The 17298-nt window shown below is 65.1% G+C and carries 1 protein-coding gene (running past one end of the window); it reads right to left on the bottom strand.

Features of this window, described 5'->3' with window-relative positions:
• On the bottom strand, positions 1-17298 hold the beginning of the coding sequence (locus OG405_RS29065; RefSeq protein ID WP_327149585.1) for a non-ribosomal peptide synthase/polyketide synthase. 34737 nt of this gene lie to the left of the window's left edge; the window shows 17298 of its 52035 coding nt (coding positions 1-17298); its start codon is at positions 17296-17298; the stop codon falls past the left edge of the window.

Here is a 17298-nt window from a genome sequence, read left to right as displayed (position 1 = left end):
CAGCTGCAGATCGAATTTCGCATGTCCGGGATCGAATTCGACGACCTCGAGCTCCAGGCCCGGCAGCGCCACGGCCCGGGTATCGGCCGCCGACGCCGCTTCGAAGGACAGCGCCACCTGGAACAGCGGGTGATGTGCCTGCGAGCGGCGCGGATTCAGAATGTCGACCAGCCGCTCGAACGGGATATCGGCATGGCTGAAGGCCGCCAGGTCGGTCCGCCGTACCTGCGCCAGCAGTTCGGTGAACGGCATTGCCGGGGACACTTCGGTGCGCAGGACAAGGGTGTTCACGAACATCCCGACCAGATCGTCGAGCGCCTGCTCACCACGGCCTGCGATCGGAGTGCCGATCGCGATATCGCTGCGGGCGGCCATCCTGCTCGACCAGGCCGCCAGCGCGGCGTGCACCAGCATGAACAGCGTGGTGCCCTGCGCGCGGGACAGATTCTCGAGTTCGGCCCGCAGCGCCGGGTCCACGGCGAAATCGTGGACGGCACCAGAATAGGAGGCGATCTCCGGACGCGGCCGATCGGTCGGGAGTTCCAGCTGATCGGGCAGATCCCGCAACGTGTCGACCCAGTAGGCGACCTGCTGGGCGGCGACCGATTCCGGATCGTCCTCCGAGCCGAGCACCGCACGCTGCCAGAGCGTGTAATCGGCGTACTGCACCGGCAATGGTGCCCAGCCGGGCGCCACACCGCGACTGCGCTCGCTGTAGGCGACGACGAGATCGCGCAGCAGTGGTCGCGGCGAGAAACCGTCAGCGCTGATGTGATGCGCGACGAGAACGAAAACATAGGTGTTCTCGTCCAACCGCAGCAGGGTCGTCCGGAACGGCGGCGTATCGGTGACGTCGAAGAACACCCCGATCAATTCCAGAATCCGGGTGGGCAATTCCGCCGCGGCGACCGGTTCGGGGGTGAGGTCGAAGACCACTTCGTCGGCGGGCAGTACCTGCTGGTGGCCGATCCCGTCCACTTCGGGGTAAACGGTGCGCAAGACCTCGTGCCGGGCGACGACATCGGCGATGGCGGCGCGCAGCGCGTCCACCTCGAGATCGCCGGTCAGCCGGATGGCGAACGGAATGTTGTACGCCGCCGAGGCGTGGTCGAACCGGTTGAGGAACCACATCCGCTGCTGAGCCAGCGACAACGGCACCTGCTCCGGACGCGGCTGCGCCACCAGCGCCGCACGACCGCCTACGCCCACATGTTCCTGAACCTGCGCGGCCAACCCCGCCACGGTCGAAGCCTCGAACAACACCCGCACCGGAACCTGGGTATCCAACGCCGCACCCAACCGAGCAGCGACCTGAGTCGCGATCAGCGAATTACCACCCAACGCGAAGAAATCATCATCCACACCGACCCGCTGCACACCCAGAACATCGGCGAAGACGCCGGCCACGATCTCCTCGATCGGCGTCGACGCCGCCCGGAACTCCCGCGCCTGGAACACCGGCTCCGGCAACGCCTTCCGATCCAACTTCCCCGAAGTATTCAACGGGAACGCGTCCAGCTCCACCACAGCCGCCGGAACCATATAAACCGGCAGCACCCCACGCACCGACTCCAGCACAGAGGCCTGAACGATCTGCTGCCCCGGAGCCGGAACGACGTAGGCGACCAGCTGCTCACCCAACTGCGAACCCACAACCGCCACCACAGCCTGACTCACCAACGGCTGCGCCAAAAACGCCGACTCGATCTCACCCAACTCGATCCGCTGACCACGGAACTTCACCTGGAAATCAGTACGACCCAAATACTCCAACACCGGCCGCTCATCGACCCGCGTCCACCGCACCAGATCACCCGTGCGATACATCCGCGAACCCGCATCGAACGGACTCGCCACAAAACGATCCGCACTCAAATCCGGACGCGTCACATACCCACGCGCCAACTGACCACCCGCCAAATACAACTCACCCGTCACACCCTCGGGCACCGGACGCAACCGAGAATCCAACACATACACCCGAGAATTCCACTGCGGCACACCGATCGGCACACTCCCGACCTCCTCACCCGACGCCTCCCAATACGTCACCGACACCGCAGCCTCGGTCGGACCATAAAGGTTATGCACCACAGCACCAGAAACCGCACGCATCGCCGACACCGTCTCCAACGGCAACGCCTCACCGATCACGAACACATGCCTCAAAGACGGAACCGAACCCGCCACAACATTCGCCGCGAACACCGTCAACATCGACGGCACGAAATCAGTCACCGTCACCCGCTGCTCAGCAATCACCCCCGCCAAATACCCAGGATCACGATGACCATCCGCCGTCGCCACCACCAAACGCGCACCCACAGCCAACGGCAAGAAATAACCCCACAACGACACATCGAACGTCGTCGCCGTCTTCTGCAAATACACATCCCCAGCACCCAACCCATACTGAGACAACATCCACGCCACCTGATTACCGATCGCCGAATGCGACACAGCAACACCCTTAGGACGACCCGTCGAACCCGACGTGAAAATCACATACGCCGTATTGCTCGACCGCACCCGACCCAGCCGATCAACATCAACCACCGGCGACGCGTCATAACCACTGACATCCAAGACATCCAGTTCCAACACGGGCACACTCGTCCCCTCGGGAACCGCACCCACATCACCGGTCGTGGTCAGCACACACACCGGACCCGCCGTATCCAGGATGTAACCGATCCGCTCCACCGGATGCGCCGGATCCAACGGCACATACCCACCACCAGCAGCCACCACCGCATACATCCCGACCACCAAATCCAGCGACCGCGACACCAACAACCCGACCAACGACTCCGGACCCACACCCTGCGCGACCAGATACCGCGCCAACCGATTCACCCGACCCGAGAACTCCGCATACGACAGACTCGTCCCCTCGAACGACACCGCCACCCGATCCGGGAACTCCACCACCATCCGAGTGAAACCGTCCAGCAACAACCCCTCCGGCACCACCTGCCCGGTCGCGTTCCACTCCGACAACACCCGCACCCGCTCAACCGGAGCGAGAATCTCCAGATCACCCACCGCCGTCGACGGCTCGGCAACAATCGCCGCCAGCAACCGCACGAAACGATCCGCGAAACCCTGCACCGTGCCCTGATCGAACAAGTCAGTGGCGTAGGTCAGATAACCCCCGACCCCCTGCGGTGCACCGGAGGAGTCATAGCTGTCGCCCACGATCAGGTTCAGATCGAACTGCGAGACCTCGGCGTCGACCTCCACACCCGACACGGTCAGGCCCGGCAACTCGAGGCTGGACTGGGCCAGGTTCTGGAAGGTGAATCCGACCTGGAACAGCGGATGCCGCGCGGTCGAACGCGCCGGGTTCAACACCTCCACCAGACGCTCGAACGGCACATCCGCATGCGCGAACGCCTGGATATCCACCTGACGCTGACGGGCCAGCAACGCGGCGAAGGATTCCCCACGATCGAGCTCGGTCCGGAACACCAGCGTGTTCACGAACATACCGATCAGATCGTCCAGAGCCTGTTCACCACGACCCGCCACCGGCGTACCGATGGTGATGTCATCGGTCCCGGACAGACGCGACAGCAGTACCGCGAATGCCGAATGCACCACCATGAACATGGTGGCGCCCTGCTGCTGCGCCAAGCGCAGCAATCCGCCATGGAGTTCCGCGGTGATATGTATTTCGACGCGGCGCCCCGCGAACGATTGCGCCGGCGGGCGCGGACGATCGACAGGCAGATCCAGTTGGTCGGGGACCCCGGCCAGCGCCGACTTCCAGTAGGCGATCTGCTGGGCAGCCAGCGATTCCGGATCGTTCTCGTCACCGAGCAGTTCCCGCTGCCACAGCGCATAGTCGGCGTACTGCACCGCCAACGGCGTCCAACCCGGCACCATCCCGGCCGCGCGGGCCGTGTAGGCGGTCATCAGGTCTCGCATCAGCGGGAGCGCCGACGAACCGTCACCGGCGATATGGTGCGCCACCACCACCAATACGAACTCGCGCGCGTCGTCGGCCGAGTCGTCGATCTCGAACAGCGCCATCCGCAACGGCACCTCGGCCGTCACATCGAAGCCGGTGGAAACCAGCTCCGAAACCGCCGGAACGATATTCGCGCTGTCGATCGACCGCACGATCAGATCCGGAACCGCCTCGGCCGCCGGCAACACCACCTGCACGGGCCCGGACTCGGTTTCCGGGTAGAGGGTCCGCAGCACCTCATGCCGACCCACCAGATCACCGATAGCGGCACGCAGCGCGTCCACGTCCAGGTCTCCGGCCAACCGACTGGCCCACGGAATGTTGTAGACAGCCGACCGCTGATCGAACCGATTGAGGAACCACATCCGCTGTTGCGCCAGCGACAGCGGAATCCGAGTCGGGCGCGACACCGCTACCAAGGGCTGACGCCCACCGGATCCGGCCTGCTGCTCCACCCGCGCGGCCAGCGATGCCACAGTGGACGCCTCGAACAGCATCCGCACCGGCACATGGGTGTTCAACGCCCGGCCGAGACGGGCCGCCACCTGGGTGGCGATCAGCGAGTTACCACCCAGATCGAAGAAGTCGTCGTCCATACCGACGCGCTGGATATCGAGAACCTCGGCGAAGGCGCCCGCCACGATCTCCTCGATCGGGGTGGACGGCGCGCGGAACGCGCGGGTTTCGAAGACCGGTTCGGGCAACGCCCGGCGATCCAACTTGCCGCCCGGAGTCAGTGGGATCTCGTCGATCACCACAATCGATGCCGGCACCATATACGACGGCAACCGCTCACCGAGGAACTCACGCACCTGCGCGACATCGGCCGGGAAGCCCGGCACCGCAACGATATAGGACACCAGCGACACCGCACCCGCGGCGCCCTCATGACCGACCGTCACCGCGAAGTCCACATCACCGTGCGCGGTCAGAGCGGCGTCGATCTCGCCCAGTTCGATGCGATAGCCACGGATCTTGACCTGGAAGTCGTTACGACCCACATACTCCAGCGCCGGGTCACCGGCACTGTCACGCCGCCAGCGCACCACATCACCGGTGCGATACAACCGCGAGCCCGGGGTGTACGGATCGGCCACGAATCGCTGCGCGGACAGTCCCGGGCGGGCATGGTAGCCGCGGGCCAGCTGGATTCCGCCGACGTACAGTTCACCGGCGACTCCCTCGGGCACCGGCTGGAGCCGATCGTCGAGAACCAGCGTCCGCATACCTCGCACCGGACCGCCGATGGTCACCGGATCACCCGGCAACAGGACCGCGCTGATATTGGTGGCGATGGTCGCTTCGGTCGGGCCGTAGGCATTGTGGAAGCGACGGTCGGCACCGGCCTCGGTGACCGTGGACCAGCGTGCCACCAGGTCCGCCGAAACAGCTTCGCCACCGGCGATGATGACCTGCATACCGGCCAGATCCGCCGGATCCAGCGACGCCAGTACCGACGGCGTGATCAGTCCCACGGTCACCCGCTCGCGCGCGATGAGTCCGCCCAGTTCGGCGCCACCGTAGGTACCGGTCGGCACCACCACCAGCGCACCCGCCGACCCCACAGCGAGCAACAACTCCAGGATCGAGGCATCGAAACTCGGGGACGCGAACGCCAAAGTCCGCGAATCCGGCGTCAATCGGTACCGCTCGACCTGCTCGGCACTGAAATTCGCCAAACCGGCATGGCTGACCACCACGCCCTTGGGCACACCGGTAGAACCGGAGGTGTAGATGACATAGGCGGTGTTGGCCGCGGTCAACGGCCGCACACGGTCGGCATCGGTAATGGAGTCGCCGGAATATCCGTCCAGAACCAGCTCGTCGAGCACGATCCAATCCACCGAATCCGGCAGATCACCCCGTACCGCCGCGACCGTGATACCCATCGGCGCACCGGAATCGGTGAGCATATGCGCGATCCGGTCGGCTGGATAGGTCGGATCGATCGGCAGGAACGCCGCACCCGACTTGGATACCGCCCATTCGGCCAGCACCGAATCCGCCGACCGCGGTACGGCTACCGCCACCAGCTCCTCGGTACCCAGGCCGGCGGCGATCAGCACCCGGGCCAGGCGGTTCGACCGCTCGTCGAACTCCCCGTAGGAGAACCGTTCGCCCTCGAACACCACCGCCGGTGCTGTCGGATCCACGGCCACCGCATCCGACAGCAACTCCGGCAGCGTCCGAGCAGGCATCGCCGGCCCACCCGAACGGGACAGGATCTCGGTGCGCTCGGCCTCGTCCAGGATCTCGACCGCACCCAGTTCGAGAGCAGGATCGGAGACCACGGCCGACAGCAACCGCACGAACCGGTTCACGAATCCGCGCACCGTGTCCTGATCGAACAGATCGGTGGCATAGGTGAGGAACCCGGTCACCCCGTCGGGCTCGCCCGCAGTGTTGTACGAATCGCTGAGGATCAAGTTCAGATCGAACTGATATACCTCGGTATCGACCTCGACACCGGACACCGTGAGTCCAGGCAGATCCAGGCTCCACTGCGCCAGGTTCTGGAACGTCAACCCCACCTGGAACAACGGATTCCGCGCCTGTGAACGCGCCGGGTTCAGCACCTCTACCAGGCGCTCGAACGGCACATCCGCATGCGCGAACGCCTCGATATCCACCTGCCGCTGGTGAGCCAGCAAATCGGTGAACGACGCGCCACGATCCAGCTCGGTCCGGAACACCAGCGTGTTCACGAACATACCGATCAGCTCGTCCAGGGCCGACTCACCACGACCCGCCACCGGCGTACCGATCGTGATGTCGTCACTACCCGACAACCGCGACAACAACAGCGCGAACGCCGCGTGCACCACCATGAACAACGTCGCGCCCTGCTCCCGCGCGACCCGCAGCAACCCGGCATGGACCTCAGCGTCGATTCGCACATCGACGCGCGCGCCGCGGTAGGACTGCACGGCGGGACGGGGCCGATCCACCGGTAGATCCAGCTGACCGGGGATACCGGCCAGCCTCGACTGCCAGTAGCCCAGCTGCTCGGCCGCCAGCGACCCGGGATCGCTCTCGTCGCCCAGCAGTTCCCGCTGCCACAGCGCGTAGTCGGCGTACTGCACCGGCAACGGCGCCCACCCGGGAGCCTCACCCGCTGTCCGAGCCGCGTACGCGGTCATCAGATCACGCGTCACCGGCCCCGTCGAGAAACCGTCACCGGCGATATGGTGCACCACCAACGCCAGCACGAAAACGCTCGGCACGCTGTCTGTCGCATCGATATCATCGGACGTTGCGCCGGCGTCGCCTGCCTCGTTCAATCGGAACAGCGCCACCCGCATCGGCACTTCGGCGGTCACATCGAAAACGGTCCCGGCGAACTCCGTCACCGCAGCCACGACGTCCGGTGCGGCCACCGGCCGCACCTCCAGTCGCGGCACCGCGTCGCCGACCGGCAACACCAGCTGCACCGGACCCGACTCCGTCTCCGGATACACGGTCCGCAGCACCTCGTGCCGGCTCACCAGATCGGCGACGGCGGCGCGCAAGGCGTCCACATCGAGGTCGCCGGTCAGCCGGATCGCCAGCGGAATGTTGTATGCCGCGGTGGCACCGTCGAACCGGTTGAGGAACCACATCCGCTGCTGCGCCAGCGACAACGGCGCAGCCTCGACGACCTCACCCGACAACAGCACCTGCTCCGGACGCGGCTGCGCCACCAACGCCTTACGCCCACCCGAACCGGCCTGCTCCTGAACCCGCACCGCCAACCCCGCCACGGTCGAAGCCTCGAACAACACCCGCACCGGAACCTGGGTATCCAACGCCGCACCCAACCGAGCAGCGACCTGAGTCGCGATCAGCGAATTACCACCCAAAGCGAAGAAATCATCATCCACACCAACCCGACCCACACCCAGAACATCAGCGAACACCCCCGCCACGATCTCCTCGATCGGAGTCGACGCCGCCCGGAACTCCCGCGCCTGGAACACCGGCTCCGGCAACGCCTTCCGATCCAACTTCCCCGAAGTATTCAACGGAAACGCATCCAGCTCCACCACAGCCGCCGGAACCATATAAACCGGCAGCACCCCACGCACCGACTCCAGCAGCTCGGCCGGCACGATCCGCTGCCCCGGCACCGGAACAACGTAGGCAACCAGCTGCTCACCCAACTGCGAACCCACAACCGCCACCACAGCCTGACTCACCAACGGCTGCGCCAAAAACGCCGACTCGATCTCACCCAACTCGATCCGCTGACCACGGAACTTCACCTGGAAATCAGTACGACCCAAATACTCCAACACCGGCCGCGACCCCGCCGAATCACCAGCAACCCCTTCGGTCCCGGCAGCCACCCGCGTCCACCGCACCAGATCACCCGTGCGATACATCCGCGAACCCGCATCGAACGGACTCGCCACAAAACGATCCGCACTCAAATCCGGACGCGTCACATACCCACGCGCCAACTGACCACCCGCCAAATACAACTCACCCGTCACACCCTCGGGCACCGGACGCAACCGAGAATCCAACACATACACCCGAGAATTCCACTGCGGCACACCGATCGGCACACTCCCGACCTCCTCACCCGACGCCTCCCAATACGTCACCGACACCGCAGCCTCGGTCGGACCATAAAGGTTATGCACCACAGCACCAGAAACCGCACGCATCGCCGACACCGTCTCCAACGGCAACGCCTCACCGATCACGAACACATGCCTCAAAGACGGAACCGAACCCGCCACAACATTCGCCGCGAACACCGTCAACATCGACGGCACGAAATCAGTCACCGTCACCCGCTGCTCAGCAATCACCCCCGCCAAATACCCAGGATCACGATGACCATCCGCCGTCGCCACCACCAAACGCGCACCCACAGCCAACGGCAAGAAATAACCCCACAACGACACATCGAACGTCGTCGCCGTCTTCTGCAAATACACATCCCCAGCACCCAACCCATACTGAGACAACATCCACGCCACCTGATTACCGATCGCCGAATGCGACACAGCAACACCCTTAGGACGACCCGTCGAACCCGACGTGAAAATCACATACGCCGTATTGCTCGACCGCACCCGACCCAGCCGATCCACATCAACCACCGGCGACGCGTCATAACCACTGACATCCAAGACATCCAGTTCCAACACGGGCACACTCGTCCCCTCGGGAACCGCACCCACATCACCGGTCGTGGTCAGCACACACACCGGACCCGCCGTATCCAGGATGTAACCGATCCGCTCCACCGGATGCGCCGGATCCAACGGCACATACCCACCACCAGCAGCCACCACCGCATACATCCCGACCACCAAATCCAGCGACCGCGACACCAACAACCCGACCAACGACTCCGGACCCACACCCTGCGCGACCAGATACCGCGCCAACCGATTCACCCGACCCGAGAACTCCGCATACGACAGACTCGCCCCCTCGAACGACACCGCCACCCGATCCGGGAACTCCGCCACCATCCGAGTGAAACCGTCCAGCAACAACCCCTCCGGCACCACATGCCCGGTCGCGTTCCACTCCGACAACACACGCACCCGCTCAACCGGAGCGAGAACCTCGAAATCACCCACCGCCGAAGCCGGGTCCGTCACCGCCGCTTCCAGCAACCGCACGAACCGGTCGGCGAACGATGCGGCAGTCGCGGGATCGAACAGGTCCCGGGAGAACGACAGTTCGCCCAGCATCCCGGATTCCGTATCCTCGCCCATTCCTCGGAAATTGAACGACAGGTCGAATTTCTCGAGCCCGATTTCGTACTCGACCGGGGCCACTCGCAATTCCGGCAGTTCGAAATGCCGATCCGGCAGGTTCTCGAACGACAACGCCACTTGGAAGAACGGGTGCCGAGCCTGGGAGCGGGTGGGGTTCAGTACCTCGACAAGACGCTCGAATGGCACATCGGCGTGCGCGAACGCCTGCAGATCCGTGTTGCGGGCCTCTGCCAGCAGTTCGGTGAAACTCATACTGCCCTGGACCTGAGTGCGCAAGACCAGCGTGTTGACGAACATGCCGACCAGGTTCTCCAGCGCGGCTTCGCCACGCCCGGCAACCGGAGTACCGACGGAGATATCGGATTCACCGGTCAGCCTGGCCAGTAGTGCGGCCAGCGCACTGTGCACCACCATGAACGGTGAGGCATTGTGCCGGCGGCCGAGTTCTATGATCCCGCGCCGCACCTCCGCACTGATCACGAACGAATGGACGCCGCCCAGATAGGACGACACCGCGGGGCGCGGTCGATCCGCGGGCAGTGCCAGTTCATCCGGGAGCCCGGCCAGTTTCTGCTTCCAGTACCGGACCTGACCCGAGATCAGCGATTCCGGATCGTCCTCCGATCCCAGTACCTCCCGCTGCCAGAGCGCGTAGTCCGCGTATTGCACCGGAAGCTGCACCCAGGCCGGTGATTCCCAGCTGATGCGTGCCGCGTAGGCAGCCATGACATCCCGCGCCAGCGGGCCGATCGACCAGCCGTCAGCGGAGATATGGTGCACCACCATACCGAGCACGTACTCGGTATCGCTGATCTCGAAGAGCCGGGCGTGCAGGGGCACTTCGCTGGTGACATCGAAGGCCATCGACGCCAGATCGATCAGATAATCGATCAGCTTGTCCTGGCGGATCCGGAACGGGGTCAGATCCGGAACCACCTGCGCCGCGTCCAGGATCACCTGGATGGGCGCGTGCCCGGTCTCCGGGAACACAGTTCGCAGGGATTCGTGCCGGTCGATCACATCGATAACCGCCACCTGGAGTGCGGCCACATCGAGTTCACCGGACATCCGGATGGCGATCGGGATGTTGTTGACCGCTGATCCGGTGTCGTAGCGGTTGAGGAACCACATCCGCTGCTGAGCCAGCGACAGCGGGATATCCTCCTGCCGGCTCCGGGCGACCAATGCCTGGCGCGCTCCCTCACCGACATGGGATTCGACCCGCGCCGCCAGCGCCATCACGCTGGACGCCTCGAACAGCAGGCGCACCGGCACCCGGGTATCCAGCGCGGCACCGAGTCGCGCCGCGACCTGCGTCGCGACCAGTGAATTACCGCCGAGTTCGAAGAAGTCGTCGTCGATACCGACCCGCTCGACGTCGAGTACCTCAGCGAAGACCGCCGCCACGATCTCTTCGATGGGTGTGACGGGCGCCCGGAACGCCTGCGTCTGGAATTGCGGTGCCGGAAGCGCCTTCCGATCCAGTTTCCCGGACGGGGTCAGCGGGATCTCGTCCAGCTCCATGATCGAGGACGGCACCATATAGGCGGGCAGCCGGTCCTGGACATGTGCCGTCAGCGCGGGCACATCGATCGAGTCCCCCGGCACGGCGACGACATACGACACCAGCGACATCGCACCGGAGACGTTCTCGTGGCCGATCGTCACCGCGAAGTCGACAGCGCCGTAGGAGGTCAGCGCGGTGTCGATCTCGCCCAGCTCGATGCGGAAACCGCGAACCTTGACCTGGAAGTCGTTGCGGCCCACGTATTCCACGGTCAGCGCACCGGAGCCGTCCCGGCGCCAGCGCACGACATCGCCGGTTCGGTAGAGGCGATCGCCCTGCTCGCCGAAGGGATCGGCGACAAACCGGCCGGCAGTCAATGCGGACCGGGAATGATAGCCGCGGGCCAGTTGGATTCCGCCGATGTACAGTTCGCCGGTGACGCCCTCCGGTACCGGATTCAACCGGCCGTCCAATATTAGTGACCGCATCCCGCGTACCGGACCACCGATGGTGACCGGTCCCCCGGGAACAAGCGGCGCGCTGATATTGGACATGATCGTGGTCTCGGTCGGACCGTATCCGTTGTAGAACTCACGCCCGGGCATAGCGGACCAGCGCGCGGTCAGATCGGGCGGGACGGCCTCACCACCGGCAACGATCGCCCGCATACCCGACAACGCGTGCGGGTCGAGCGATGCCAGCACCGACGGGGTGATGAAGGCATGGGTCACCCCTGCCGTCTCGATCAGATCGGCCAATTCCGCACCGCCGTACATCATCGGCGGCACCACCACCAACGTTCCAGCGGACCCGACAGCCAGCAACAACTCCAGCATCGAGGCATCGAACGACGGAGACGCGAAAGCCAAGGCGCGGGTGGAAGTATCCAGGCCGTACCGCTGGACCTGTTCGACACTGAAGTTCCGCAAACCCGCATGCGTGACCGCGACGCCCTTGGGCAAACCGGTCGAACCGGAGGTATAGATCATGTACGCCGTATTCGACGTGCGCAGCGGCGCGCGCCGCTCCGCGTCGGTGATCGCGTCCGCCGAACTCACCATGATCTCGGCGCTGAACTCCGGATCGTCCACGCTGATCCAGCCGCCGGACAGCACCGGCAGTTCCGCCAGCTCGGCGTCCTCGGTGAGCCCGAAGGCAGCGCCGGAATCGGTGACCATGTACACGATGCGGTCGGGCGGATAGGTCGGATCGATCGGGACCAGCACCGCTCCGGACTTGGCGATCGCCCACAGCGTCAGCTGATAACGCCACGAACGGCTCATCGCGAGCGCGACCGAGACCTCCGGTCCGGCTCCCCGTTCGATCAGGACCCGCGCCAGCTGGTTCGACGCCGCGTCGAGCTCGGCATAGGTGTAGGACCTGTCATCGGCGAAAACCGCCGTGCCCTCGGGGTTGGTGACCGCCGCGGCGGCGAGCAGGCCCGCCAGGGTATCCGGCTGTTCGGCCGGTCCACCGCTGCAGGAGGTGAGTTCGGCGCGCTCGGCGGCATCGAGCAGTCCGATGGCTCCTACGCGGAACTCCGGGTCGTCGACGATCGCGGAGAGCAACCACTGCCAGCGAGTGACGAACGATCGCACGGTGGACTCGTCGAACAGATCGGTGGCATAGGAGAGGACAAGCCCCATCCCCGTCGGTTCGCCCCGGCTGCCGCGCTTCTCGGTGATCGTCCAGAGGAGGTCGAACTTGGCGATATCGAGCTCGATCTCCTCCGCGCTGATCGAGAGCCCCGGAACCTCCAGGGTCGCGTGTGAGATCTCCTGGAACGACAACACCACCTGCGCCAGCGGATGCGCGGCCTGCGAACGCACCGGGTGGACGATCTCGGCGATCCGCTCGAACGGCACATCCGCGTTCGCGAACGCTGCCAGGTCCCGTTTGCGGGTTTCGGCGAGCAGTTCGGTAAATGTCTGCTCGTCCTCGATCTCCGAGCGCAGCACCAGGGTATTGACGAACATACCGATCAGGTCATCGAGCGCGGCCTCACCACGTCCGCCGACCGGTGTGCCGACCCCGATGTCGGTGTTTCCCGAGAGCCGTGACAGCAGCACTGCCAGCGACGCGTGCAACAGCATGAACAGGGTGGCTCCCTGTTGCCGCGCCAAGGCATCGAGGCGATTGTGCATCTCGGCGTCGATATCGGCCGCCACCCGGCTGCCGCGGAAACTCTGCGCCGCCGGCCGCGGCCGGTCGGTGGGAAGTTCGAGTTGGTCGGGCAAACCCGCGAGCTGTTCACGGTGGTAGGCGATCTGACGCGCGGCAACGGAATCCGGGTCCGACTCCGAACCGAGCATCTCGCGCTGCCAGATGCTGTAGTCCTGGTACTGCACCGGCAGCGGCGACAGTTGTGGCTCCGAGCCCGCGGCGCGCGCCAGATAAGCGGCAGCGACATCGCGGGACAGCGGCCCCATCGACCATCCGTCGGCGGCGATATGGTGCAGCACGAACGCGACGGCGTACTCCGCCATGCCGTTGGTACGGCTGCCCATCACCTCGTAGACCCGCCAACGGAACGGTATCTCCTGGGTGACGTCGAAGCCGACGGCCGCGAATTCGGTGAGTGCGGTGGACAGGTGCGCCGAGTCGATCGGCTCGACCGCGACATCTGTCCGGATCTCGTCCATCGGCAGCACCAACTGGTAGCCGCCGTCCTCCGATTCGGGGTGAACGGTCCGCAGCGACTGTTGACGCGCCATGACATCACGCACGGCGGCGTGCAGCGCCGCCAGGTCGACCCGGCCCTTCATCCGGATCACGAAGGGCACGTTGTAGGCCGGAATCGTCGGGTCGAACTGGTTGATGAACCACATGCGCTGCTGCGCCGGGGACAACGGCACCGCCTCGACGACCTCGCCGGATGCGGTGATCCTGGTCGGCCGCGGCCGCGGCAGCAACGGCTGACGCCGGCCGGACCCGGCCTCTTCCTGTAGCCGGCGGGCCAGTGCGGCCACGGTCGAGGATTCGAACAGCATCCGCACCGGCACCTGGGTATCCAGCGCCGCACCGAGCCGGGCCGCGACCTGCGTCGCGATCAGCGAATTACCGCCCAACTCGAAGAAGTCGTCATCTGCCCCCACTCGCTCGAGACCCACGACCTCGGCGAATGTCGCGGCAACGATCTCCTCGACCGGAGTCGACGGCGCGCGGAACTCCCGCTGCCGGAACACCGGCTCCGGCAACGCTTTGCGATCCAGCTTCCCGGAGGCGTTCAGCGGCAAATCGTCGAGCACCATGAGCGCCGACGGCACCATATAGGTGGGCAACCTGGCACCGAGGAAACGCGTCAACTCGTCTACGTCGACCGTATGTCCCGGCGCCGCGACCACATACCCGACCAGATGCTGACCGGCAGCCGTATCGACCACGAGCACCACCGCCCGGCCGACCTCCGGATGCGCGAGCATATGGCTTTCGATATCGCCGAGTTCGATGCGCTGACCGCGGAACTTCACCTGGAAATCGGTACGCCCGAGGTAATCGAGCGTTCCCTCGGCACGCCACCGCACCAGATCGCCGGTGCGATACATCCGCTCGCCCGGCACGCCGAACGGGTCAGCGACGAAGCGGTCGGCACTCAGATCCGGTCGGCCGTAGTAGCTCCGGGCCAGCTGTGGGCCCGACAGGTACAACTCACCCTGCGCACCGACGGGAACCGGACGCAGGCGGGAATCCAGCACACGGACCCCGACATTCCATTCCGGGACACCGATCGGCACCGAACCGGTCTCGGCGCCCGTCGCTTCCCAGTAGGTGACAGATACCGTGGTCTCGGTGGGGCCGTACAGGTTGTACAGGCTCGCCCGCGAAATCGCCGCAACGGCAGCGACGGTTTCTCCCGGCAGCGCCTCACCGATCACCAGCAGCAGGCGCAGCGATTCGAGTTGCTCGGCACCGGCGTGCGCGGTGAACGCCGCCAGCACGGACGGGACGAAGTCGGTGACGGTGACCCCGCGAGCGGCGATCGTCTCCGCGATGTACCGCGGATCGCGATGACCGTCGGGGGTCGCCAGAACCAGTGTGCTGCCGGATATCAGCGGCAGGAAGTAACCCCACACCGAGAGGTCGAACGTGGCCGCAGATTTCTGCAGGTAGACGTCGTCGACGCCGATACCGAACTCCGCACGCATCCACAGTTGCTGGTTGACGACCGCGCGGTGGGATACCGCGACGCCCTTCGGACGGCCGGTGGTACCCGAGGTATAGAGGACGTACGCGGTGTTGTCCGGCCGCAACGGGCCGCTGCGATCCTCATCGGTGATCGGCATGTCGGAATAGCCGGAAGTATCGAGGAGGTCCACCTCGACGACGCGCACCGAATCGGGGAACTCCGCGCCGTCCGTGCTGACAGTCAGCACACAGACCGGTACGGAGCTCTCCAGGACGTAGGCGGTGCGCTCTGTCGGATGATCCGGGTCGATCGGCACATAGGCGCCGCCCGCACACAGGATCGCGTGCATGGCCACGACCAGATCGAGTGAGCGGCGCATACCGACGGCGACTCGTGACTCCGGGCCCACCCCGTCGGCGATCAGTTTCCGTGCCAGCCGGTTCACCCGGGCACCGAAGTCCTCGTAGGACAGAGCTGTCCCGTCGAATTCGACGGCGGTGCGCTCCGGGGTACGCAGCTGTTGCGCATCCAGCAATGCCGGCAAGGTAGTGGCCGGCACCTCATGGTAGGTATCGGTCCACGCCCGGGTCACCTTGTCGAACTCGGCAGGCGTCGTGATATCCAGCCGGTTCACGAGTTCATCGGCGTCGGCGGCGAGGAACCGATCGAAAAACTCCAGGAACCGCGAGTGGTGCGCGTGGGTCTCGGCTTCGGTGTAGAGGTTCTGGTTCGCCTCGAAATCGATATGGAGCTCGGTACCGCCGAGCGATTGGTACAGGTTGACCGCCAGATCTTCGACGTTGCCGGTCGTCAGCACCTGGACATTGCCGATCATCTCGCCCAGGCGGACCTCGTCCTGGAACAACATGATATTCACCCAGGGTCCGAAGAACGACGTGGTGACCGCCCCGTCGCCAGCCGTATCCCGCCGGATGTCCTCATGCCGATAACGCTGATGCCGCAGCGCACCCGAAACCTCGAGCTGAACTTGTTTACGCAGTTCGGCGACGGTGACACCGGCGCCGACCCGCAGCCGTAGCGGCACTATGGTCGACGACACACCACCGGAACGGCGCATGATCGCCGTAGTGCGGGCGGTGACGGGCAGGCTCAGAATCACCTCGTCCGCACTGTTCCACCGGGCCAGGTAGACGGCGAAGGCTGCGAGCAACTCCTGGGCCGGGGTGGAGCCCTGGTCTTGCGCGCACGCGTCCAGCAGACGCCGGGTCTCCGCGCTCAGCACCGCGCGCGATTCCGACTTGCGCGCGGCGGGAGGGGCCGAACGGCCCGCCAGGCTACTGCCCTCCTCCAGCCCGGCAACACGCTCGGCCCAATACTGTTTGTCCGATTCGAAGCGCGTGCTGCCGCGGTAGGCGATCTCCTGCTCATAGAGCGTGTGCAGGTCGGTCGTCTTCACCGGGGACGGTTCGATGCCCTGAACCATCGCGGTGTACAACTCGGCGAGCCGGGTCATGTTCGTCATCGCGCCGAAACCATCGAGCACGATGTGGTGGGCCCGCAGGTACCAGAACCAATGATCGTCGGCCAGCTGCAGGCCGGCCAGTCGGAACAACCGGTCCCGGGTCATATCGAGGGGGCGGCTGTACTCGGCACGCATCCACTCGTGGGCGGCGGCCTCCGGGTTCTCGCTGTCGCGCAGATCTACATAGTGGATCTTGTCGGTGTCGGGAATGCTGTAGTCGATGTACTGCATCGGTTCGCCATCGCGCTCGACGATACGTACAAAGCCCGATCCGAATTCCCGGGCCGCCGCGATACTGGCTTCCCGCAGGACTTCCAGATCGAAGTTACCGCGCAGGTCGACGTACTGCGCGATATTGACCGGTACCCGGGGGTCCAGATGCTGTACATACCAGATGCCCAGCTGCGCGGGCGACAGGGGGAACAGTTTCCCGTCGGTGGCCTCCGAGCCACTATCCGCACCGTTCCCGCCGTTGTCCAGCTGGTACAA

The organism is Nocardia sp. NBC_01329 (genome assembly GCF_035956715.1).
Taxonomy (GTDB): domain Bacteria; phylum Actinomycetota; class Actinomycetes; order Mycobacteriales; family Mycobacteriaceae; genus Nocardia.
This window is presented reverse-complemented; position numbering and strand designations above follow the sequence as displayed.